Consider the following 21,905-nt stretch of genomic DNA (forward strand, 5'->3'; position numbering starts at 1 on the left):
GGGATGAACAGGTTTTTTCGTTTCGGGATGCTCCTGGCCCTTCTGGTGATCCTGGGCTCCGGATTCATGGCCCTCAAGATCGTCTTCTCCGAGAGCCCCGACGTGGAGGTCCCCGCCCTGGCAGGCCTGTCCATGGTGGAGGCGGTGGACAGCCTGGAGAAGCTGGGGCTTCTTGCCAAGGTGGACCAGGTGGATTCCACCCAGGGGGCGGGCACGGTGATCTCCCAGTGGCCCGAAGCGGGGGAGGGAGTCCCCAAGGGCAAGGTGGTGCTCCTGAAGGTGAGCAAGGGAGGGGAGCGCCTCTCCCTGCCGGACGTGCGGGGCCTGGAGTTCGGCGAGGCGGTGCGCCGCCTTTCCGATGGGGGCTTCAAGGTGGCGGAGATCCTCCGGGTCGCCGACCCCCTCAAGGCCGCGGGCACCGTCATCGCCCAGAACCCCGCCGCCCCCGCCATGATCCCCGCCACCACTTCCGTCTCCCTCCTGGTGAGCGAGGGGGAGGGGAAGGACGGGGGGCTGGTGCCGGTGCCGAACCTCATCGGCCAGCCCGAGGAGACCGCCCTGGAGATGCTTGCCCAGGTGGGGCTTTCCTCGGACGTGACGGTCCGGGTGAGGACCACCGCCACCCCTGCGGGGCTGGTGGTGGGTACGGCGCCTCGGGGAGGCTCCAAGGTCCCCGGGGGGAGCAAAGTGACCCTGCGGGTGGCCGTGGAGCCTACTCCCGCGGAGACCTCCGGGACGACGGAGGGGCAGCCCCCCGCGGAGACGTCCCCCGGAGAGACGGATTCCTCCACCTCCGTTCAGGAGCCCGCCCCTTCTCCGACGACCCAGCGGGTCGCCCCGTCCCCGAAACCGGTGCCCACCTCCGTGCCGGAACCCACCAAGGCCCCCAAGGCGGCCACCCCGAACGCCGGGGAGCCCCGCAAGGTGGCCAAGATCCGCTACCAGGTTCCTCCCCTGAGCCACCCCCTGGCCCTTCGGATCGAGATGGCCGATCGGGGAGGCAACCGGGTGGTCAAGGAGATGCAGGCCAAGGGAGGGGAGTACCTGTCCCTGGACGTGCCCTTCGCCGGGGAGGCCCGGGTGACCATCTATCTGGGGGGGGAATTCGTATGGCAGGATCGCTTCGAATGAGCCTTCTTCCGGAAGGACGCCGGTTTCTCCTGGCTCCCTCCCTGCTTTCCGCGAACCCCCTCTCGGTGGAGGCCTCCATCGCCCGTCTGGGGGGGGAGGAGGACTGGCTGCACGTGGACGTGATGGACGGGCACTTCGTGCCCAACCTGACCTACGGCCCCGGCTTCGTCCGGGCCCTTCGGGCCCGGTATCCCGACGCCTTCCTGGACGTGCACCTCATGGTGCAGCCTCCGGAGGACTTCGTGGACTCCTTCGCCGAGGCGGGGGCGGACCTCCTGACGGTGCACGGGGAGGCGACCCCGCACCTCCATCGGCTCCTGGGACGCATCCGGGAGAAGGGGTGCGCCGCGGGGGTCTCCCTGAACCCCGGAACACCGGTGGAATGGATCGCCCCGGTGCTCCACCTGGCGGATCTGGTGCTGCTCATGTCGGTGAACCCCGGGTTCGGGGGGCAGAAGTTCCTCCCGGAGGTCCTGGAGAAGGTTACGGCCCTCTGCCGCCGCCGGGCCGTCCGGGGGGAGTCCTTCCTGGTGGAGATGGACGGCGGGCTGGGGCCGGACAACGTGGACCTCGTGGTCTCCGCAGGCTGCCAGGTGGTGGTGGCGGGAAGCGCCGTGTTCGGGGCCCCCGATCCGGCGGAGACCCTGAGACGGATGCGGCACAGCGGGGAGGCCTCCACCCATGGCGGATCCTGCGGGGCGTAGAGATGGGGAGACCCGGGGCGAGGACCTGGTCGCCCTGGGGCGCATGCTGCGGGAGCTGCGCATCGGCCAGGGCTTTTCCCTGGAGGATGTGGAGCGGAGCATTCGCGTGCGCGTCCCCTTCCTCAAGGGGATCGAAGAGGGGCGTTACGAAGGCATGCCCGACCGGGTCTACGTCCGGGGGTTCGTGCGCACCTACTGCGAGTTTCTCCACGCCTCGGACCTCTGGGGGCGCTTCGAGCGGTTCCTTCAGGACGAGGAAACCCCCATCCCCCCCTCCGGGGTCCTGGGGAGCTGCACCGCCCCCCGGAAGGTCTTCCGGCGGACCTCCCGCCTGTGGGTCTACCTGATCCTCCTGGCCGCCCTCGGGGCGGCGGGCTACCTCATCTGGCAGCAGCGGGCGGAGGTGCGTTCCGCCCTGGACAACGCGGCCATCAGCCAGCCCGAGGTCCTGTCCCCCACGCCGCCCCCCCCCACCCCTGCCCCGACGGTCACTCCCCTTTCCGGCGCGGTGTCCTCGGGGGAGCCTTCGATCCCCACAGCCCCCGTCTCTTCGGGGCCGGCTTCGGGGGACGGGGCCGTTGGTCCTGCCTCCGTGGACCTTTCCTGGATGGACCGCCAGAGCCCCGACCGCACCCCGGCGGGGGCGAGCGTCCCTCCCGTCGCCTCGACCCCGGTTTCCGGAGAGGCGGTCCCCACGGGCTCCCTGGTTCTGGAGGCCCGAAAGGTCTGCTGGGTCAAGGTGAGCGAGAAAAGCGGCAAGGTCCTCTTCCAGGGGTTGCTCCAGCAGGGGGAAAGCCGCACCTTCCAGTCTTCCTCGGTCCTGCGGGTGCGCCTGGGCAACGGGGGCGCCACGGCCCTGCGGTCGGGAAGCCAGGTGCTGGATCCGGCGGGTCGCCCGGGGATCCCCGTGACCCTCTACCTCCTCCCGGACGGCACCCTCCAGAAGAAGCGGCCCTGACATGCCCTCCGTCTTCACCCTCAGCCTGGGGTGTTCCAAGAACCGGGTGGACAGCGAGCGGTTCCTGGGCATCCTCCACGAGGCGGGCTATCGGGGGACCCAGGACCCTCGGGGAGCGGATCTCTGCGTGGTGAACACCTGCGGCTTTCTCCAAAGCGCCGTGGCGGAGAACCTGGACGCCATCCTGGATCTGGAACGGATGAAGGAGCGGGGCGAGGTGGGGCGCATCGCCGTGGTGGGGTGTCTCGTGAACCGCTACGAGGCGGAGCTTCGGGCGGAGCTGCCCACTGTGGACCTCCTGGCCCGGGCGGAGGACTGGGAGGGGTTCCGTCGGTTTCTGGGCGTCCCTCGGTCGTCGGGGTGCCGGATGGTCCTGCCCGGGGGGGATCGGTTCGTCCGGTACCTCAAGGTCGCCGAGGGGTGCGACAACCGCTGCTCCTACTGCATGATCCCGTCCATCCGGGGGCCGCTTCGGAGCCTCCCCCTGAGGGACCTGGTCCGGGAGGCGGAGGCACTGGTCGCCGAAGGGGCCAGGGAGATCTGCCTGGTGGCCCAGGACCTCACCGCCTACGGCCTGGACCGGGGGGGCCGGGAGAGCCTGACGGACCTGTTGGACGCCCTGGAGCCATCCCTGCCCGGGGACGTCTTCCTGCGGCTTCTGTACCTGCACCCGGAGCGGATCACCCCGGCCCTGCTGGAGCGGGTGGCGAAAAGCCCCCAGATCCACTCCTACCTGGACGTGCCGGTGCAGCACGCCTCCCCCCGCATCCTTGCCGCCATGGGGCGGCCCTCGGATCCCGAAACCCTGGCGAGGCTCTTCGAGACCGCCCGATCCATCGACCCGGACTTCGCCCTGCGGACCACCGTGATGGTGGGGTTCCCCCAGGAGACGGAGGCGGACCTGTCGGTCCTCCTCCGCTTTCTGGAGCGGGTGCGGTTCGACCGGATCGGAGCTTTCGCCTTCTCCCCCGAAGAGGGGGCTCCCGCAGCGACCCTGCCCCACCCCGTGCGTCCCTCCACTGCCCGGCGTCGGCTGGAGCGGGTGATGGACCTGGGGGCGTCCCTTTCCTTCCGACGACAACGCCTCTTCGAGGGGCGGCTCCTGTCGGTCCTGGTGGAACGGGTGGAGGAAGGGGTGTTGGAGGGCCGCTCCTTCCGGGAGGCCCCGGAGGTGGACGGGGTGGTGGAGATCCGGGGAGGGGATGCCCTCCTTCCGGGACAGAGGATCTCCGTCCGCATCCTGGAGGCCCTGGAGCACGACCTGATCGGCCGATACGAACAGGAGGAGGAACAGGCATGACGAACTGGTTTGTGTCCCCGCCGAACCCCCGGGCCTTCCGGACCTGGCAGGGGATGGTGGCCACCTGCGGGGGCATCGGCTTTTCCCGGATCGCCCCCGGGACCATGGGGTCCCTCGCGGCCCTGGTGGTGCTGTTGCTCTTCCGGCGGATTCCCCTGTGGGCCATCGTGCTGGTTTCCGTGGTCGGGGCGGTGGCGGCGGACCGCTACGCCCGGGACACGGGGCGGGAGGACCCTCCCGAAGTGGTGGTGGACGAGGTGGCCGGGTACTGGCTGGCCCAGTGGGGCCTGGACCCCGTCTTGGCCCTGGGGACCTTTTTCCTCTTCCGGGTCCTGGATATCCTCAAGCCCTTCCCCATCCGCCAGTTCGAGAGGCTTCCCGGGGGGCTGGGCATCCTGGCGGACGACCTGGTGGGCGGTCTGCTTGTCAATGTGATTGTGCGTGGTGTAGTCTATTTGTTGTTCTCCGGAGGGTTGGCGCGCTTCTACGGGTGCTTCGGGTCTTAGGGAGAGGGGGGGTAGGGGTGGGAACTGCCGAGGGATGCCACGACCGAATCGAGGACGCCGTCCAGAGTCTGGCGGCTTGCCTGGTGGAGAAGGCTTCCCGGAAGGGGATCACCTTCGCCTTTGCCGAGTCCTGCACGGGCGGTCGGCTCTGCGCCGCCGTCACCTCCGTTCCCGGCGCCTCTGTCCCCTTCCGGGGAGGGCTGGTGGCCTACAGCAACGAAGCCAAGGAACGCTTTTTGGGGGTTCCCTCGGAAGTGTTCCGCGCCCACGGAGCGGTCAGCGCTCCCTGTGCGGAAGCCATGGCCGCAGGGGCCCGGGACCGGTTCGGCGTCTCCTGGGCGGCGGCGGTGACGGGGATCGCCGGCCCCGACGGGGGGACGCCGGAAAAACCTGTGGGGACCGTCTGGTTCGCCCTGGCGGGGCCCGGCCTGGTGCGCACCTGGAAGGTCCTCTTCTCCGGGGATCGCGTCCTCATCCAGACCTCCGCGGAGGAAGAAGCCCTTCGCAAGCTCCTGGAGGCGGTGGAGACATGACCGGCCCTTCCGTGCGCTGCTTTGTCTGCCTGGTCCCCTCGGAAGAGGTCCAGGAGAGCCTGGAGGCCTTCCTTGCTCCCTGGCGGCGGCAGCACCGGGACCTCAAGTGGGTCCGCCGGGAACAGCTCCACCTGACCCTGAAGTTCTGCGGGGAGCAGCCCCAGGAAACGGTGGACGCCCTGGGGGAGACCCTGGAGGGGACGGTCCGCGCCCTGTCCTCCTTTTCCCTTGCCGCCGTCGGGACGGGCTGTTTCCCCCGAACCGGGACTCAGCGGGTTCTCTGGTGCGGGTTGGACGGGGACCGGGATGCCCTCCTTCGGCTGGTGGAACGGGTCGAGGAGGGGGCCGTGGCCGCAGGGCTGGAGAGGGAACGGCGTCCCTTTTCCCCCCACCTCACCCTGGCGCGGCTGCGTCCGGGGCAGACCCTCCCCCGGGGTTTCCTGGACGACTTCCGCCACCCCGAACCTTTCGGAACGCCCTGGACGGCGGGGGAGATCCTTCTGATGCGCAGCGACCTGGGGCCCCAGGGGCCCCGCTACTCCCTGCTGGGACAGATCCCCCTCGACGGGGGAGACCAACACGCACCCCGAGGAGGATGACCATGGCCAAGAAAAAGGAAGCCCTGACCCGTGAGGATGTGCTTGATCAGGCCATCGACGAGATCCGCGCCAAGTTCGGCGACGGGGCCATCATGCGCCTGGGAGAGCAGGCCAAAGCCTGCGCCGACGTGATCCCTACGGGCATCCTGCCCCTGGACGTCGCCCTGGGGATCGGTGGGATCCCCCGCGGACGGGTGGTGGAGATCTTCGGGCCGGAGGGAACCGGCAAGACCACCTTGGCTCTCCACGCCATCGCCGAAGCCCAGAAGGCCGGGGGCATCGCCGCCTTCATCGACGCGGAGCATGCCCTGGACCCCCGCCTGGCCGCCGCCGTGGGAGTGGATACCGCCGCCCTCTACCTGTCCCAGCCCGACAGCGGAGAACAGGCCCTCTACATCCTGGACACCCTGGTGCGCAGCGGCGCGGTGGATCTGGTGGTGGTGGACTCCGTGGCCGCCCTGACCCCCCAGGCGGAAATCGACGGCAAGATGGGGGAGGGCACCCAGGTGGGTCTTCAGGCCCGCCTCATGTCCTACGCCCTGCGCCGCCTCACCGCCGCCATCTCCAAGAGCCGCACCACCGTGGCGTTCATCAACCAGCTCCGCGCCCAGATCAGCACGGGGTACAGCCAGGGACCCCAGGAGACCACCACGGGCGGCCGGGCCCTCAAGTTCTACAGTTCCGTGCGCATCGAGGTGAAGCGAGGCAAGGCGGTCACCCAGGGGGAGGAGACCATCGGGCACGAACTCTGGATCCGGGTGGTGAAGAACAAACAGGCCCCCCCCTTCCGGGGAGCCCACACCACCCTCATCTACGGCAAGGGGGTACCCAAGGCCATGTCGGTGCTGGACATGGCCCTGGACCACGAGGTGGTGAAGCGCAAGGGATCCTGGCTTGCCTACAAGGGGGAGACCCTGGGGCAGGGGAAGGAATCGGTCTCTCACTACCTCTCGGAGCATCCGGAGCTGATGGACGAGATCACCCAGGACGTGCTCCGCACCGTGGTTCCGGGCTTCGAACTGCCGGAGGAAAAAACCGATCCCGTGCAGGAGGAAGCGGGATTCGAGGGAATTCCCGAAGATTCCAAGGAAGAGGGTCTCATGGAGCTGGAGCTGGAGGACGAGGAATCCTAGAACCAGGCGGGATTCGCTCTTGGAGGGGGGCCGTGCATTTACGCACGGCCCCCCTTTTTTGATGGGTTTACCATCCTGTAAGATACCGGGGTGCGCTTGGAAGTTTACGTTCCGGTGACGTTGACATGGACTCGGATCCGTACTACACTACGCCCTGTTCGCCTCGGCGGGCAGCGAGCGCGGGGCGGACATGCACCATGACACGTTCCTGATAAAGGCGACGAAGAAGGAAGGGCAAGCCCATTCCGGGGGGCCCGCAAGCGGCCGGAGCGAGAGCTTCGAAAGCGGGGGATTTCCGGGTGGGCATAGCAAGACCCCGTACCTTTGAGTGTGCAAAAGACCAGTATTGTTCGGAGAGTTTGATCCTGGCTCAGGACGAACGCTGGCGGCGTGCTTAACACATGCAAGTCGAACGGACTGTTAGTGAAAGCTTGCTGGATCTAACAGTTAGTGGCGGACGGGTGAGTAACACGTGAGAACCTATCCCGACCCGGGGGACAACAGGTGGAAACGCCTGCTAATACCCCATAGGCGCAGAGATGCGTGAAAGGAGCAATCCGGGGAGGGAGGGGCTCGCGGCCTATCAGCTAGTAGGTGGGGTAACGGCCCACCTAGGCGATGACGGGTAGCCGGCCTGAGAGGGCGCACGGCCACACTGGAACTGAGACACGGTCCAGACTCCTACGGGAGGCAGCAGTGGGGAATCTTGGGCAATGGGGGCAACCCTGACCCAGCGACGCCGCGTGAGGGACGAAATCCCTTGGGATGTAAACCTCTGTTGTGCGGGACGAAGGACGTGACGGTACCGCACGAGGAAGCCCCGGCAAACTACGTGCCAGCAGCCGCGGTAATACGTAGGGGGCGAGCGTTGTCCGGAATTACTGGGCGTAAAGCGCACGCAGGCGGGTTGTTAAGTCGGCTGTGAAAAGCACGGGCTCAACCTGTGTCTTGCGGTCGATACTGGCAGCCTCGAGTACGAGAGAGGGAAGTGGAATTCCCGGTGTAGCGGTGAAATGCGTAGATATCGGGAGGAACACCAGTGGCGAAGGCGGCTTCCTGGCTCGTGACTGACGCTCATGTGCGAAAGCTGGGGGAGCGAACGGGATTAGATACCCCGGTAGTCCCAGCCGTAAACGATGGATGCTAGGTGTGGGTATCGTAGGGTATCCGTGCCGGAGTTAACGCGATAAGCATCCCGCCTGGGGAGTACGGCCGCAAGGCTGAAACTCAAAGGAATTGACGGGGGCCCGCACAAGCGGTGGAGCACGTGGTTTAATTCGATGCAAACCGAAGGACCTTACCTGGGTTTGACATGCACGTGGTACGGAGATGAAAGTCGAAGGACCCTGGGGCAACTCAGGGAGCGTGCACAGGTGCTGCATGGCTGTCGTCAGCTCGTGTCGTGAGATGTTGGGTTAAGTCCCGCAACGAGCGCAACCCCTGTGGTTAGTTGCTAACGGGAGAGCCGAGCACTCTAGCCAGACTGCCGTCGACAAGACGGAGGAAGGTGGGGATGACGTCAAGTCATCATGGCCTTTATGCCCAGGGCGACACACGTGCTACAATGGCCGGCACAGAGGGCAGCAAGCGTGCGAGCGCAAGCGAATCCCGTAAAGCCGGTCCCAGTTCGGATTGCAGTCTGCAACTCGACTGCATGAAGCTGGAATCGCTAGTAATCGCGGATCAGCCAAGCCGCGGTGAATACGTTCCCGGGCCTTGTACACACCGCCCGTCACACCACCCGAGTTGGGGGTACCCGAAGTCACCGGCCTAACCCGTAAGGGAAGGAGGTGCCGAAGGTATGCCTGGTAAGGGGGGTGAAGTCGTAACAAGGTAGCCGTACCGGAAGGTGCGGCTGGATCACCTCCTTTCTAAGGAGCACGAAAGCCCAAGTACGGGACCGCCCACCCTTCTTTGTCGCCGGAACGTGACGCACCATGACACCGACCAAGCGGAATCAAGAGATCCCCTCGCGAGGGGGGATGTTTTGTCTGCGGAGGCGGGACCATAGGGGAAAGATGAGGTTAAGGTACAAAGGGCACGCGGGGAATGCCTTGGCGCCAGACGCCGAAGAAGGACGTAGCAAGCTGCGATAAGCCTCGGGGAGGAGCAAGCATCCATTGATCCGAGGATTTCCGAATGGGGCAACCTGACGGGAGCAGTCCCGTCGCCCTCGGATGAGGGCGGGCACCCGGTGAAGTGAAACATCTCAGTAGCCGGAGGAGAGGAAATCGAAGAGAGTCCCCAAGTAGTGGTGAGCGAAAGGGGATGAGCCTAAACCATGCACGTGTCAAGCTTGCGGGCGTTGCGTGCGTGGGGTTGCGGGATCTTCCAGGAGCCTTCCGCAAAGGGCTCGGGCAGTTACAAAGGCGCACTCTAGCGGAACCGTGTTGGGAAAGCGGGCCGCAGAAGGTGAAAGCCCTGTACGCGACAGGGTGCGTCCTGCCTGTGGAAGACACCCAAGTAGGGCGGAGCACGTGGAATTCCGTCTGAATCCGGGCCGACCACGGTCCAAGGCTAACTACGTCTGGCGACCGATAGTGAAGCAGTACCGAGAGGGAAAGGTGAAAAGCACCCCTGGCGGGGAGTGAAATAGACCTGAAACCGCGTGCCTACAAGCAATCGGAGCCCCTTCGTGGGGTGACGGTGTGCCTCTTGGAAAATGAGCCGTCGAGTTATGGTTTGTGGCGAGGTTAAGGACTGCAAGGTCCGGAGCCGCAGGGAAACCGAGTCTGAATAGGGCGTCCAGTCGCAAGCCATAGACCCGAAGCCGCACGATCTATCCATGTCCAGGTTGAAGTCCGGGTAACACCGGATGGAGGACCGAACCAGGGCCTGTTGAAAAAGGCTTGGATGAGGTGTGGATAGGAGTGAAAAGCTAATCGAGTGCGGTGATAGCTGGTTCTCCCCGAAATGCATTGAGGTGCAGCCTCGTGCGACGAACGTACCGGGGGTAGAGCACTGAATGGGTGAGGGGGCCGATGGGTCTACCGAGCTCAATCAAACTCCGAATACCGGTACGGGATGCACGGGAGTGAGACTACGGGTGAGAAGATCCGTGGTCGAAAGGGAAACAACCCAGCCCGACAGCTAAGGTCCCAAAGCCCATGCTCAGTGTTGCAAGGATGTGGAGGAGCCCAGACAGCCAGGAGGTTGGCTTAGAAGCAGCCACCCTTGAAAGAGTGCGTAATAGCTCACTGGTCGAGCGCCTCTGCGCCGAAAATGTGGGGGGCTAAGCATGGCACCGAAGCTTCGGCATCAGACCTTAGGGGTCTGATGGGTAGGGGAGCGTTCCGTACGGGGTGAAGCAGGCCTGTAAGGGACTGTGGACTGTACGGAAGTGAGAATGACGGCATGAGTAGCGAGAAGCAGGTGAAAAACCTGCTCGCCGGAAGCCCAAGGATTCCTGGGGAAGGTTCATCCGCCCAGGGTTAGGCGGGACCTAAGGGGAGGCCGAAAGGCGTACTCGATGGACAGCCGGTAGACATTCCGGCCCCGCTTGAGCAACGCTTGTACCGATGGGGTGACGCAGGAGGCTAGGTGCGCCGGGTGCTGGACGTCCCGGTCCAAGGCCGTAGGGGGGTACTTCAGGGAAATCCGAGGTACCGGTACCCTGAGAGCTGATGGGGACTACGAATGATCGTGGGAAGGCATTGAAGCCAGGCTGCCAAGAAAAGCCTCTAGGGAGGAGCTCGAGCGCCCGTACTCCAAACCGACGCAGGTGGGCTGGCTTAGCAGGCCAAGGCGGACGGGATAACCCTCGTTAAGGAACTCTGCAAGTTGACCCCGTAACTTCGGGAGAAGGGGTGCCTCCGCGGTGAAGCGTCACGCATGTGGAGCCGCTGGAGGCCGCAGAAACCAGGCTCAGGCGACTGTTTAATTAAAACACAGGACTCTGCTCAAGGCGCAAGCCGAGGTATAGGGTCTGACACCTGCCCGGTGCTGGAAGGTTAAGGGGAGAGGTTAGCCGCAAGGCGAAGCTTTGAACTGAAGCCCCAGTAAACGGCGGCCGTAACTATAACGGTCCTAAGGTAGCGAAATTCCTTGTCGGGTAAGTTCCGACCTGCACGAATGGTGTAACGATCTGAGCGCTGTCTCGACGAGGGACCCGGCGAAATTGTGGTACTGGTAAAGACGCCAGTTACCCGTGGTGGGACGGAAAGACCCCGTGGAGCTTTACTGTAGCCTGATATTGGATTTCGGTACTCTCTGTACAGGATAGGTGGGAGACGTAGAAGCCATGGCGCCAGCTGTGGTGGAGTCGCCGTTGGGATACCACCCTTGGAGTGCTGGGGTTCTAACCGCTCATAGCTGAAGCGCTAGGCGGGACACTGTCAGGTGGGCAGTTTGACTGGGGCGGTCGCCTCCCAAAGAGTAACGGAGGCGCGCGAAGGTCACCTCAGCGCGAATGGAAATCGCGCACTGAGCGCAAGGGTATAAGGTGGCTTGACTGCGAGAGCGACAGTTCGAGCAGAGACGAAAGTCGGTCCTAGTGATCCGGTGGTTCCGAGTGGAAGGGCCATCGCTCATCGGATAAAAGCTACCCCGGGGATAACAGGCTGATCTCCCCCGAGAGTTCCCATCGACGGGGAGGTTTGGCACCTCGATGTCGGCTCGTCGCATCCTGGGGCTGAAGCAGGTCCCAAGGGTTGGTCTGTTCGCCCATTAAAGCGGTACGTGAGCTGGGTTTAGAACGTCGTGAGACAGTTCGGTCCCTATCCACCACGGGCGTAGGGGATTTGAGGGGATCTGCTCCTAGTACGAGAGGACCGGAGTGGACGAACCGCTAGTGTACCGGTTGTGGCGCCAGCTGCATAAGCCGGGTAGCCATGTTCGGATCGGATAACCGCTGAAGGCATCTAAGCGGGAAGCCGGCCCCGAGATGAGATCCCCCACTGGGAAGCCAGGTAAGGCATCCTGAAGACGACAGGATTGATAGGCCGGGGGTGTAAGCGGTGTGAGCCGTTGAGCTGACCGGTACTAATATGCCGAGGCCTTAACCTCATCTTTCTCTTGTGGTCGGTCTCCGGCCTGTCCGGGAGGACAGGATCTTGGAGGAGCGATTGCAGACAAGTTTCTGGTGGCCCTAGCGGAGGGGACACACCCGGATCCATGCCGAACCCGGTCGTTAAGCCCTCCAGCGCCGATGGTACTACGGGGGGTACCCGTGGGAGAGTAGGTCGCCGCCAGAATTAGTTACCCCAAGAGTAGGGGGGCCGTCCATCCGGACGGCCCCCCTACTCGTTCGTGCGGAGAGCCTGCGTCTGTGCATCCGTGTGCGCCCGGATATCCGAGGGGCTGCCGGACGGTCTGGTTCGCGATCCTCGGGTTCAGGGGCCTCCGGCCACTTCGGTTCTCCGAGCGGACCGCTTCCTCTCTACGTGGCGCTTGGCATTTCCAAGCGGCCCCGGGGAGGGTACACTAGGAGGGGACCTTTCGGGGCCCTCCATCCTTAAAATCGGATCGAGGTTGATCCCATGCCGCGAAGTTCATCCCGACGTTCCAGCAAGCCCCGACGTAAGGCTCCCGTAGAGGAGCCCGTTCAGTCGGTCCTGACCCCTTCCTTCCACGCAGCCCCCAGCGGCGTGGGGCACGCTTCCGGAGCGGGGGAGGACATGCAGGCCCAGAACAGCCTGGCGGTGCTCATCGACGCGGACAACGCGAACCCCGCCATCATCGAGGGGCTCCTGGGCGAGGTGGCCAAGTACGGCGTGGCCAGCGTGAAGCGCATCTACGGGGACTGGACCACCCCCCAGCTGGGGAGCTGGAAGACCGTCCTCCTGGAGTATTCCATCCATCCGGTGCAGCAGTTCCGCTACACCGTGGGGAAGAACGCCACGGACAGCGCCATGATCATCGACGCCATGGACCTGCTCTACACGGGGCGCTTCGACGGCTTCTGCCTGGTTTCCAGCGACAGCGACTTCACCCGCCTGGCCTCCCGGATCCGGGAGGAGGGCAAGCGGGTGGTGGGGTTCGGGGAAAAGAAGACCCCCCGAGCCTTCGTTTCCGCCTGCGACAAGTTCATCTACACGGAGCTGCTGGTGGCGGAGACGGGGCGAGGCGGCACGGCGGTGCGCAAGCGGACCCAGCGGGATCTGCGGGCGGACAGCCGGCTGCTGAACCTCTTCCGCACCGCCATCGAGGCGGCGTCGGACGACAGCGGCTGGGCCCACCTGGGGGCGGTGGGGACCAGCATCGTCAAGCAGGCGCCGGAGTTCGACCCCCGCAACTACGGCTTCAAGAAGCTGGGAGAGCTGGCGGCGGCCATCGGCCTTTTCGAGGTGGACCGCAAGTCCCATTACGTCCTCATCCGGGACAGCCAGAAGCAGGGCAACGGGGACTGACGTCCTTGGAGAAGAGCGCGGGCGGCCCCTCGGGGCCGCCCGTTTGCTATGCCCGCCTCAGCGTTTTCCCGAGGTGCTCCGGAAGAACCGACCCAGGAGAGCCAGGCGCAGGGAGCGGGGGAGCAGGGACAGGAGGGCGATGCGGGCCCGGCTGCCCCACCCGGGGACGCAGACCGCCCGGCCCCTTTTGAGGTCCCCCAGGGACGCCCGGACCACCATCTCGGGGGTGAGCCAGCGGATCCACCGGCTTCGGGAGAGCCGAGCTCCCTCCTCCCCCAGGCGGCCGTGGAAGTCCGTTCGGGTGAGACCGGGGCAGAGGGCCTGTACGGTCACCCCCGAGCCTTCCAGCTCCAGGGCCAGAGATTCGGTCCACCGGAGGAGGAACGCCTTGACCCCCGCGTAGACGCCGTTGCGGGGGACCGGGAGGAAGGACGCCTCGGAGGCCACGTTCACCACCCCGCCCCGCCCCCGGGCCACCATGCCCGGCAGCACCGCCTGGGTCAGCTCCAGGGGACAGCGGACCTGAAGGTCCATCAGGGCTTCCCAGGTCCGGGGAGGGGTCCGGAGAAAGTCGCACCGCACCCCAAACCCCGCGTTGTTCACCAGCAGGTCCACCTCCAGGGAGCGAAGACGTTCCGCCAGGCGTCGAACCTCCTGGGGACGGTCCAGTTCCACCCTCAGGGCCTCCACCCGGATGCCGAAGCGTTGCTCCAGGCTACGGGACCGCTCCGCCAGCAGGGTCTCCCGACGGCCCGTGAGCAGCAGGTCGTACCCTTCCTCCGCCAGGGCCTCCGCGAAGGCCGCCCCGATGCCGCTGGTGGCCCCGGTGACCACCCCCAGGGGGCGAAAAGGCTGGTCCATCCGTATCCCCGCCTCTCGTTCCGGTCCGTGCTCCGGGACGTCGCCGGAGCGCTCGTTCTCATGCCTCCAGGGAGGCATGGCCCGCGTGGCAGACCAAAAGCAGGTCTCCGGGAAGGGCCAGGAGGGAGGCCATGCGGGCCAGGAAAGCCTCCTCCTCCTCTTCTTCCTCCGGGGGGGCAAACCCGATCAGCAAAAGGCCGGGGTTGGCCAGGGTCCGGGAAAGGGTCTCTTCCGGATCCTCCGTGGGGAGGACCTCGATCTCTCCGTCGATGCGGGCCTTTTCCAGGCGTCCCTGCATCCCCGTCACCAGGCTCTCCCGGTCCGCCTGGGGAGGAGGGGTGAGGAGGATCCTCAGGGGGTGGTCCCGCCAGAGGGGATTCTGGCGCAGGAGGTGGGCGAGGAGCAGCATGAGGGAGCCGTTCTGGGGGTCCGTCCACCAGACCGACAGGGGACCTTCGGGGACGATGCCCTCTTCTCGGCTCCGGGTCTGGTCGTAGCGCAGCACCAGGATGCTTTTCCCCATCCTTCGGGCCAGCCGCAGGGTTTGGAAGAAGGTCTCCCGCCGCTTGGGGTCCTCGCTCCAGCCCAGGAGCACCGTGTTGGGGCGGACTCCCCCCAGGCCGTGGCACTGGAGCAGGGTCTTCATCCCCCTGCCCAGGTCCTCCTCCGCCACCACCACAGGAAAGGCGCACAGGCCGTTTTCCCGGATGTGCTTGCGCAGCAGCCGCTCCGCCTCCTCCCGGTGGGTGCCCAGGGTCTCCACGTCCCCCAAGAGCACCTGGGCCAGGGAGACCACTCCCCGCCCGGAGGCGAGGCAGCAGGCGTACTCCGCCAGGTGGTTGCGGTTCCAGGCGCCGCCGCTCAAGGCCAGGATGGAGGGACGCCAGTTTTTGGGGTGGTACTTCTCCTTCTCCAGGCGGATCAGGGAGGCTCGGGCCCGCTGGAAGGCCAGCCCGCTGGTCAGGTCTCCCCAGGTGGCCAGGATTTCCGCCCTCCCGATGAGGACCATGGTCCCCCCCAGGGCCAGGAGGCAGAGCAGGGACCAGAGGGGGGAGAGGAAGGCCATGAGTCCCAGGCATTCCAGGGTGCCCAGGAGGGAAAGGGACCAGTGGTGCCAGCGGAACCGGGGGCGGAAGCTTGGGTTTCGGGTCACCCCTTCCAGGAAGCAGGCCAGGTTCAAGGTGGCGTAGGTGACCAGGAAGAAGAGGGTGATCACCGGGGCCACCGCGTCCAGGTCCCCCAGCAGGAGGGCCCCCTGGGCGATGAGGAAGGTGAGAAGGGTGGCCAGGCGGGGTTCCTGGGTTTTGCCGCTTCCCCGGGCGAAGGGAGCGAGCCGGGGGAGGACCCGGTCTCGCGCGAAGGCCTGGAGGACCCGGGGGGCTCCCATCATGCTGCCCAGGGCGGAGGAGAGGGTGGCGGCGAAGACCCCCGCGTTCACCAGTCCCGGGACCAGGGCCAGCTCCCGCACCACGAACCCCCGGGAGAGCAGTTCCCCCTGGGGCAGAACCGCCGAGAGGAGCAGCCCCATGCCGACGTAGACGCTGCCCGTGAAGGCGATGGCGGTGAAGGTGCCCACGGGGATGGAGCGTCCCGGGTCCGCCAGGTCTCCGGACATGTTGACCCCTGCCATGATGCCCGTGACGGCGGGGAAGAAGAGGGCGAAGAGGGGGAAGAAGCCGCTTCCCTTCCCGTAGGCGGGGTGCAGGTTCGCCGCCAGGGTGTGCAGGGAGGCGAGGGGGAGAGCCCCCGCGAAGAAGGAGAGCACCGCCAGGACCAGAACCGCCAGGATGCCGTACTGGAGCCGGATGGTCCATCCCGCCCCGGCGAAGACGCAGAGGAACACCCCCAGGTTGACGCAGGAGGCCACCAGGCGGGAATCCCACCCCAGGGAGGGAAAAGCCCCCAGGAAGGATTCCGTGAAGCCCAGCACGTAGAGGGCCACGGAGGTGGCCTGGGCCAGGTAGAGGAAGAGGCCGATCCCTCCTCCGAACTCCACCCCCAGGGTCCGGCTGATGAGGAAGTAGGCTCCCCCTCCCTTCACGGGGGTGTTGGTGGCGATGGCGGAGAGGGAAAAGCTGGTGAGCAGGGTCACCGTCTGGGCTCCCAGGACGATGGCCATCCCGCGAAGGACTCCCGCCTGCCCCATGATGTCCCCGAAACGCAGGAACAGGATGACCCCCAGGATGGTGAGGGTGGTGGGCGTGAAGACCCCCGCGAAGGTGCCGAACCTGCGGGGGGCCGGTCCCGTCTCGGCCATGGGCTTTGCTCCCTCCGGGACGCCCCAAGGAGCGGCGTCTGTGGCATCATTATCGGGACGAGGAGGTTCCCGCGCAAGGAACGGACGGATGCCCCGCGGGGAATCGTCGGGGGCATCGGCGGAAGGAAGGGGGAACCGCCCTTGGAAGGAGCGGGAAAGGAAGGGCGAAGGGGCCTCCTGGCGGCCTTCGGGGCCTATGTCCTCTGGGGGATCCTGCCGGTATACTGGCGTGCCCTGCACGGGGTGGGGGCCCCGGAGATCCTGTGCCACCGAATCCTCTGGTCCGTGGTGGTGCTGGCGGGAGTCCTGGGGGCCACCCGTCGAGGGGGGGAAGTCCGGGAGATCTTCCGTCGCCCACGGGTGGCGGCCCTCCTGGTGTGCAGCGGGGTGACCATCGGGGCGAACTGGCTGCTGTTCATCTGGGCGGTGAACAGCGGGCGCATCCTGGAGAGCAGTCTGGGGTACTACATCAACCCCCTGGTGAACGTGGTCTTCGGGGTGCTCTTCCTTCGGGAGCGGCTGCGTCCCCTCCAGGCTCTGGCGGTGGGGTGCGCCTTCCTGGGGGTGGCCCTGGAGGTGGGGCGCTACGGGTCCCTGCCCTGGGTGGCCTTGGGGCTGGCGTCCACCTTCGGTCTCTACGGCCTGCTGCGCAAGCTGGCCCCCGTGGAGGCCGCCCCGGGGCTCTTCGTGGAGACCCTGTACCTGGCGCCCCTTTCCCTGGGGTATCTGGTCTTCCTGGGGCTGACGGGGGGGCAGGCCTTCGGGCCCGCCGATCCGGGGAGATCCCTGCTCCTGGCGGGGGCGGGGCTGGTCACGTCGGTGCCCCTGCTGCTCTTCGGCTTCGGGGCGCGGCGCATCTCCCTGTGCACCCTGGGGCTGGCGCAGTACGTCTCTCCCACCCTCACCTTCGCCTTGGGGGTCTGGGCCTACGGGGAGACCTTCTCCCCCGGTCGGGGGCAGACCCTGGCGTTCGTCCTGGGAGCCCTGGTCCTGTACACCGCCGATGCCCTGCGGCAAGCGGGAAGGGAGAGGGCTCTGCAATCCTGAACCCTCGGCGCGGGTTCCCGAGGGACGGTGAGCTTCCCTCTTCGAGGGAGGCTGGGGAGAGGAGGCCATGACCATGCAGTTTCGTTTCTGCCACAACAGCGTGAACGTGCTGGACCTGGAGCGCAGCCTGGAGTTCTACCGAACGGCCCTGGGCCTGGTGCCGGTGAAGCGCAAGGAGTTCCCCGAGTTCACCCTGGTCTTTCTGGGGGACGGGAAGACGGAGCACCTTCTGGAGCTGACCTGGCTCCACGACCGGAAGGAGCCCTACGACCTGGGAGACAACGAGAGTCACCTGGCCTTTCGGGTGGACGACCTGGAGGAGGCCCACGGGCTGCACGAAGCCATGGGGTGCATCTGTTTCGAGAACAAGGAGATGGGGCTGTACTTCATCGAGGACCCCGACGGCTACTGGATCGAGATCCTTCGCCAGAAACAGTAGGTGCCGCCCCGGCCCCGCCCCGGCCCCGCCCCGGCGGGGCCGGGGCGGCCTTTCAGGGATTCCAGCGCCACCCCCGGCAGGGTTTGGCGAAGGACCGGTTGAGCCCGGAGGGGGAGAACTCCCGGCCGTAGAAACGTTCGTAGAACTCCTGGGCCTCCGAGGTCAGGTCGAAGGACGCCCGATCCGGGTGCAGGCAGTTGGCCAGGTGCAGGAGCCCCAGGATCCACCGGGGGCTGCCGAAGTCCCATCCCGGGGCGGGATGGGGGTGCACCTGGCGCCTTCGGGTGGCCTCCACCCGAACCCCCGCCTCCTGGCAGTCCCGCAGCAGGTCCTCCCGGGAGGAGGAGATGAAGGCGGAGACGAACAGGTGCTCCGGGTTCAGGTCGTTCAGGGTCCTGGCCTCCAGGGTGGCCCCGGGCCGTCCGTCGAAGGCCAGCCTCTTGTTGACGCTCTCTCCCCCCGCCAGCTCCACCAGGTTGTTCTCCAGCCTTTCCCCCTTCAGGGCGAAGAGGGCCTTGCCCATGGCGTAGTAGGCCCGGGGGCGTCTGGGGGCGGAGGCCACGGCGAGGCGCACCCGGTCCATCCGGTCTTCCAGGTACGAGGCCAGTTCCCGGGCCTCCCGGGGAGCCCCCACGAGGGCTCCGAACCGGCGCACCAGCCCCGGGTAGCTCTCCGGGCGCTGGACCTCCCGGTGAAGCCGCATCAGGCCGTCTCCCGTGAGCACCTCCTCCCACGCCCGCACCACCCTGCCCCGGTCCCGCACCCCCAGGGGGATGAGGAGGGCTTCCACCATTTCCAGGGCCCGGGTGAAGGGGTATCCCCCCAGGAAGTCCCCTTCCCGGAACTCCGCCTCCCGAAACGCCTCCCCCTTGGTGAAGGGAAGTTCCGCCCCGCACCCTCCGCAGGCCCGGGCCCCCGAAAGGGAGGGGGCGGCGTCCATCAGCCGGGCTCCCATGGGGCCGTAGAAGTCCCGGCGGTAGAGGACGCGGCCGCAGACGGGGCAGAGGGTGTGGAGGAGCGGGGTTCCGGGGGAGTTGAACAGGTACACGAAGGGAGAGTCCCGGCGCAGGGCGGCGCAGAGGGCCTCCGCCTCCCGGATGGAGGGTTCCAGGGAGGCCTCCGCGTCCTCGAAGGGGAGGAAGCGCATCACCTGCAGGGGGATGGAGGGAGAGACCCCCCGCAGAAGCCGGGCCACCTCCTCCAGGGTCTTCTCGTCCCCCTTGCGGAAGATGCAGGAGACCTCCACGTGCACCCCTCCGGCGTGCAGCGCCCGAAGGTTCCGCAGGACCGGGGCGACGGAGCTTCCCCCGCAGGCCCGGTAGACCTCCTGGGAGAGTCCCTTGAGCCCCAGGTTGACGAAGTCCAGGTGGGGCAGGAGCGTCTCCAGGGCTTCCCGGGTGAAGGTGCCGTTGGTGGCGCAGCCCGCGGCGAGGCCCTGCCTTCGGGCCTCCTTGGCCACTTCCCGGAAGGTGAAGAAGGAGGCAAGCGGGTCGTTCATCAGGAAGGCCACCCCCGAGCAGCCCCGGTTTCGGGCCTCCCGGACCACCTCCTCCGGGGAAAGGTGCCGCAGGGCCGGGCTTGCCCCGTCCATCTCCCGGACCAGGGTGGTCGAGATGCACCCGGGGCAGCAGAGGTTGCACCCCGTGGTGCTGATCTGGAGCACCACGGCCCCGGGGCGGTAGTGCAGCAGGGGGACGGTCTCCACGGAGACCGGCGTGGCCACGAGGTAGCGGTGGGGGTAGCGCTCCTCCATGACCCCGCCCCGACGCCGATAGAGGCCGCAGGCTCCCTCGCCCCCTTCGGGGACGGCGCAGTTCCGTTCGCAGATCCCGCAGGTCGTCCCGCTCATGCCCCCTCCCCCTTTCGGAAGCGGATCCAGAACCCCTCGTCGTCGTTCTGGACCTCCCGATGGAGGATGCCCGCCCCGTCCAGGGCACGGAGGAACCGCTCCCGAAGGTCCTGGCTGGTGTGCTTTTCCACCATGGGGCGCCACTGGGGGTCCCGAAGCCGCATGGCTCCGGCGATCTTCTGCTTCAGCTCTCCGGTGCCGAAGCCGCCGCCGATCCAGGCGAAGCCCCCCGGGGCCAGGACCCGGAGGATCTCCCCGAAGGCCTTCTCCGGATCGTCCCAGAAGAAGAGGGACCCCCGGCTCACCGCCAGGTGGAAGGTGTCCTCCGGGAAGGGCAGGGCGTGCACGTCTCCCTCCACCGTGCGGGTGTTTGTCGCCAGGGGGCTGGCGGCCACGTTGCGCCGGGCGAGGCGCAGCATCTCCGGGTCCCGGTCCAGAAGGCAGACCTCCAGGTCCGTCAGCTGGGCCAGGGCCAGGCCCAGCAGCCCCGGTCCCGTCCCCACGTCCAGGCAGCGCCCCCGGCGGACCCCGGTGCCGCACAGGATCTGGTGGGCCACCACCGGGTAGAGGGGGGCGAAGACCTCCCGAGCGATGCGGTCGAACCCCTCCGGATCGGTCCTCATGCGCTGGCCTCCCGGGAACCCGCCGAGGCCGCCAGGAGGGACCGCGTCGCCTCCAGGACCCGGAGGAACAGATCGTCCCGGTTTTCCCGGGTCGTCTCGAAGACCCGCACGTCCCCCCGGGCCCGGATGAGGGCGGGGAGGAGGGCCTGGGGTTTCTTCGACAGGACCCCCAGGACGGGGACGGGGGAATCGAGGCAGGCCAGGACGCTTGCCCGAAAGGCCGGGGCGTCGTTCTCCAGAAAGCCGATCTCGTCCATCACCAGCAGCGGCGGGGCCGCAGCCAGGGCGCGGCGGCAGCAGCGCACCCCGTAGTCCTCGAAGGTGTGCAGGCAGGGGCGCGCCCCCCCCTCGGGAGTCCAGCGGGCGATCCAGGGGGTTGCGCCGTCCCCGGGAAGGGCCTCCATGCAAAACCCCCGCAGGAGCCCTCCTCCCTCGACGGGGCGGGTGCAAAACCCCCGGGGGGCCGCGCCCAGGGCCGCCACCACCCGGCCCAGGAGGGTGCTCTTGCCCACCTGGACGTCGCCGGTGAGGAACAGGTTCTTTTCCACGGGAAGGCTCACTCCTTCCTTACGGAGTGCCGCAGGATGTCCCGGGCCTCCTCCGCCGTCAGATCGTAGCGCCAGAAGAGGCGGTAGAAGCGCTGGGCTTCCTTCACCAGGTCGTACCGAAAGACCTCCGGGTAGATCAGCGCCGCCGCCCAGCGCACTCCCAGGAGCCGGTTCACCCCCGGGGGCCGGTCGAACCAGCAGAAGGGGTTGTCGGGCACCGCGTAGACCCTTCGATTCGCCACCGCCCGCAGGGTCTTCCAGTTCGGGTCCGAGAGGATCCCGTCGTAGGCCCCTCCCCGGGAGGTTCCCCAGGCCAGGATCAGGTCCGGATCCCACAGGTGGATCTGTTCCAGGGAGGCTGCGGACATGCCGTTGAGCCCTCCCTGGGGCACCTCCGCCACGTTGGTCGCCCCCACCAGGTCCAGGATCTGGCTGTGCCGGGAGCCCGAAGGCTCGGTCTGCAGCCCCTTGGGTCCCTCGGCGTAGTAGACCCGGACCCGCTTTTCCCGGGGGATCCCGCGGGCCTTGTCGGCCACGTCCCGCAGGGTCTCCCGGCAGTAGGCCCCCAGCGCCTCCGCCCGCTTCGTCTCCCCCAGGAGCTTTCCCAGGAAGGCGTAGGTCCGGTCCAGCCGGGTCAGCTCGTAGTCCAGCACCACCACGGGGATGCCCGCCTGCTCCTGAAGCCGATCCGCCAGGGAGCGGGTGGAGGCGTCCAGGGGGCCCATGTGGAGGAACAGGTCCGGCCGGTGTTTCAGGATCTCCTCCACGTTGCCCTTCTGGGTGGAGAACCACCCCCCCAGCACGGGAAGCTCCGCGTAGGCCCGGGGAAGGAAGCGCTTCTCCTCCGGACGCAGGGGGAAGTTCCAGCCCAGCAGCCGGTCCGGGGCCAGGGTGTAGAGAATGGTGGCGGCGATGGGGTTGACGCAGAAGACCCGGGAGACCTTCGCGGGCAGGGCGACCGTCCTTCCCGCCATGTCCGTCACGTTCCGTCCTCCCGCCTGAGCCGCCGCAACCCACAAAACCACCGCTCCCAGGGCCAGTGCCGCCGTCCGCAACCTTCGGTTCCTCAT

At 67.1% G+C, this 21,905-nt stretch carries 17 protein-coding genes and 3 rRNA genes; 14 read left to right on the forward strand and 6 right to left on the reverse strand.

Annotation, left to right across the window (positions count from 1 at the left end; all coding sequences use genetic code 11):
- The first annotated feature begins 3 nt into the window (after positions 1-3).
- From APAU_RS02965 to APAU_RS03020, 12 genes are all read left to right on the forward strand, one after another.
- The gene (locus APAU_RS02965) at positions 4-1,131 is read left to right on the forward strand and encodes a PASTA domain-containing protein (protein ID WP_006300193.1); all 1,128 of its coding nucleotides are present in this window, start codon (positions 4-6) and stop codon (positions 1,129-1,131) included.
- On the forward strand, positions 1,128-1,835 hold the full coding sequence (gene rpe / locus APAU_RS02970) for a ribulose-phosphate 3-epimerase (protein WP_006300194.1): 708 nt from the start codon (positions 1,128-1,130) through the stop codon (positions 1,833-1,835). The genes APAU_RS02965 and rpe overlap by 4 nt, the downstream gene beginning before the upstream one ends.
- The gene (locus tag APAU_RS02975) at positions 1,813-2,793 is read left to right on the forward strand and encodes a helix-turn-helix domain-containing protein (RefSeq protein WP_006300195.1); all 981 of its coding nucleotides are present in this window, start codon (positions 1,813-1,815) and stop codon (positions 2,791-2,793) included. The genes rpe and APAU_RS02975 overlap by 23 nt, the downstream gene beginning before the upstream one ends.
- A gap of 1 nt (position 2,794) precedes the next feature.
- Positions 2,795-4,093, forward strand: a complete 1,299-nt coding sequence (gene rimO, locus APAU_RS02980; protein WP_006300196.1) for a 30S ribosomal protein S12 methylthiotransferase RimO — start codon at positions 2,795-2,797, stop codon at positions 4,091-4,093.
- Positions 4,090-4,599: a phosphatidylglycerophosphatase A family protein gene (locus tag APAU_RS02985; protein ID WP_006300197.1), complete on the forward strand. Its 510-nt coding sequence runs from the start codon at positions 4,090-4,092 to the stop codon at positions 4,597-4,599. Before rimO ends, APAU_RS02985 begins: the two co-directional genes overlap by 4 nt.
- A gap of 17 nt (positions 4,600-4,616) precedes the next feature.
- Positions 4,617-5,132, forward strand: a complete 516-nt coding sequence (locus APAU_RS02990; protein ID WP_006300198.1) for a CinA family protein — start codon at positions 4,617-4,619, stop codon at positions 5,130-5,132.
- A complete protein-coding gene (gene thpR / locus APAU_RS02995) occupies positions 5,129-5,731 on the forward strand; it encodes an RNA 2',3'-cyclic phosphodiesterase (protein ID WP_006300199.1) in 603 nt (200 codons plus the stop codon). The genes APAU_RS02990 and thpR overlap by 4 nt, the downstream gene beginning before the upstream one ends.
- A gap of 2 nt (positions 5,732-5,733) precedes the next feature.
- Positions 5,734-6,864, forward strand: a complete 1,131-nt coding sequence (recA, locus tag APAU_RS03000) for a recombinase RecA (RefSeq protein ID WP_006300200.1) — start codon at positions 5,734-5,736, stop codon at positions 6,862-6,864.
- 347 nt (positions 6,865-7,211) lie between these two features.
- Positions 7,212-8,735 (forward strand): 16S ribosomal RNA (locus tag APAU_RS03005).
- A 151-nt stretch (positions 8,736-8,886) separates the two neighbouring features.
- Positions 8,887-11,868, forward strand: a 23S ribosomal RNA gene (locus APAU_RS03010).
- A gap of 72 nt (positions 11,869-11,940) precedes the next feature.
- A 5S ribosomal RNA gene (gene rrf, locus APAU_RS03015) occupies positions 11,941-12,056 on the forward strand.
- The 16S, 23S and 5S rRNA genes sit together here, the layout of an rRNA operon.
- A 285-nt stretch (positions 12,057-12,341) precedes the next feature.
- Complete coding sequence (locus tag APAU_RS03020) at positions 12,342-13,211, forward strand: NYN domain-containing protein (protein WP_006300201.1); 870 nt, start codon at positions 12,342-12,344, stop codon at positions 13,209-13,211.
- 57 nt (positions 13,212-13,268) lie between these two features.
- Here the strand turns inward: APAU_RS03020 and APAU_RS03025 are convergent, their stop codons facing one another.
- Together APAU_RS03025 and APAU_RS03030 are read right to left on the reverse strand one after the other, a co-directional pair.
- Positions 13,269-14,072, reverse strand: a complete 804-nt coding sequence (locus tag APAU_RS03025) for an SDR family NAD(P)-dependent oxidoreductase (RefSeq protein ID WP_006300202.1) — start codon at positions 14,070-14,072, stop codon at positions 13,269-13,271.
- A gap of 58 nt (positions 14,073-14,130) precedes the next feature.
- Positions 14,131-16,329 (reverse strand): amino acid permease, encoded by a 2,199-nt coding sequence (locus APAU_RS03030; protein ID WP_006300203.1) that lies wholly within the window; start codon positions 16,327-16,329, stop codon positions 14,131-14,133.
- Between the two features lie 141 nt (positions 16,330-16,470).
- Between APAU_RS03030 and rarD the strand changes: the two genes are divergently transcribed.
- Positions 16,471-17,376 (forward strand): EamA family transporter RarD, encoded by a 906-nt coding sequence (gene rarD / locus APAU_RS03035; RefSeq protein WP_006300204.1) that lies wholly within the window; start codon positions 16,471-16,473, stop codon positions 17,374-17,376.
- Between the two features lie 67 nt (positions 17,377-17,443).
- Positions 17,444-17,815: a VOC family protein gene (locus tag APAU_RS03040; protein ID WP_232207753.1), complete on the forward strand. Its 372-nt coding sequence runs from the start codon at positions 17,444-17,446 to the stop codon at positions 17,813-17,815.
- Between the two features lie 52 nt (positions 17,816-17,867).
- Here APAU_RS03040 and APAU_RS03045 read toward each other — a convergent pair whose 3' ends face one another.
- The 4 genes from APAU_RS03045 to APAU_RS03060 are packed head-to-tail and all read right to left on the reverse strand — an operon-like array spanning position 17,868 to position 21,905.
- Positions 17,868-19,664, reverse strand: a complete 1,797-nt coding sequence (locus APAU_RS03045) for a radical SAM protein (RefSeq protein WP_006300206.1) — start codon at positions 19,662-19,664, stop codon at positions 17,868-17,870.
- Complete coding sequence (locus tag APAU_RS03050) at positions 19,661-20,287, reverse strand: class I SAM-dependent methyltransferase (RefSeq protein WP_006300207.1); 627 nt, start codon at positions 20,285-20,287, stop codon at positions 19,661-19,663. Before APAU_RS03050 ends, APAU_RS03045 begins: the two co-directional genes overlap by 4 nt.
- Entirely contained in the window at positions 20,284-20,835 is a 552-nt protein-coding gene (locus APAU_RS13500) for a protein of unknown function DUF265 (RefSeq protein WP_006300208.1), read from the reverse strand. The genes APAU_RS03050 and APAU_RS13500 overlap by 4 nt, the downstream gene beginning before the upstream one ends.
- Before the next feature lie 8 nt (positions 20,836-20,843).
- On the reverse strand, positions 20,844-21,905 hold the full coding sequence (locus tag APAU_RS03060; protein WP_006300209.1) for an ABC transporter substrate-binding protein: 1,062 nt from the start codon (positions 21,903-21,905) through the stop codon (positions 20,844-20,846).

The sequence above is a fragment of the Aminomonas paucivorans DSM 12260 genome, from assembly GCF_000165795.1.
Taxonomy (GTDB): domain Bacteria; phylum Synergistota; class Synergistia; order Synergistales; family Synergistaceae; genus Aminomonas; species Aminomonas paucivorans.

What these genes read in the sequence shown, in the direction of transcription:
- APAU_RS02965 (WP_006300193.1), top strand. Translation starts at nt 4, where the DNA reads ATGAACAGGTTTTTTCGTTTCGGGATGCTCCTGGCCCTTCTGGTGATC.
- rpe (WP_006300194.1), top strand. Translation starts at nt 1,128, where the DNA reads ATGAGCCTTCTTCCGGAAGGACGCCGGTTTCTCCTGGCTCCCTCCCTG.
- APAU_RS02975 (WP_006300195.1), top strand. Translation starts at nt 1,813, where the DNA reads ATGGCGGATCCTGCGGGGCGTAGAGATGGGGAGACCCGGGGCGAGGAC.
- rimO (WP_006300196.1), top strand. Translation starts at nt 2,795, where the DNA reads ATGCCCTCCGTCTTCACCCTCAGCCTGGGGTGTTCCAAGAACCGGGTG.
- APAU_RS02985 (WP_006300197.1), top strand. Translation starts at nt 4,090, where the DNA reads ATGACGAACTGGTTTGTGTCCCCGCCGAACCCCCGGGCCTTCCGGACC.
- thpR (WP_006300199.1), top strand. Translation starts at nt 5,129, where the DNA reads ATGACCGGCCCTTCCGTGCGCTGCTTTGTCTGCCTGGTCCCCTCGGAA.
- recA (WP_006300200.1), top strand. Translation starts at nt 5,734, where the DNA reads ATGGCCAAGAAAAAGGAAGCCCTGACCCGTGAGGATGTGCTTGATCAG.
- APAU_RS03020 (WP_006300201.1), top strand. Translation starts at nt 12,342, where the DNA reads ATGCCGCGAAGTTCATCCCGACGTTCCAGCAAGCCCCGACGTAAGGCT.
- APAU_RS03025 (WP_006300202.1), bottom strand. Translation starts at nt 14,072, where the DNA reads ATGGACCAGCCTTTTCGCCCCCTGGGGGTGGTCACCGGGGCCACCAGC.
- APAU_RS03030 (WP_006300203.1), bottom strand. Translation starts at nt 16,329, where the DNA reads ATGGCCGAGACGGGACCGGCCCCCCGCAGGTTCGGCACCTTCGCGGGG.
- APAU_RS03040 (WP_232207753.1), top strand. Translation starts at nt 17,444, where the DNA reads ATGACCATGCAGTTTCGTTTCTGCCACAACAGCGTGAACGTGCTGGAC.
- APAU_RS03045 (WP_006300206.1), bottom strand. Translation starts at nt 19,664, where the DNA reads ATGAGCGGGACGACCTGCGGGATCTGCGAACGGAACTGCGCCGTCCCC.
- APAU_RS03050 (WP_006300207.1), bottom strand. Translation starts at nt 20,287, where the DNA reads ATGAGGACCGATCCGGAGGGGTTCGACCGCATCGCTCGGGAGGTCTTC.
- APAU_RS03060 (WP_006300209.1), bottom strand. Translation starts at nt 21,905, where the DNA reads ATGAGGAACCGAAGGTTGCGGACGGCGGCACTGGCCCTGGGAGCGGTG.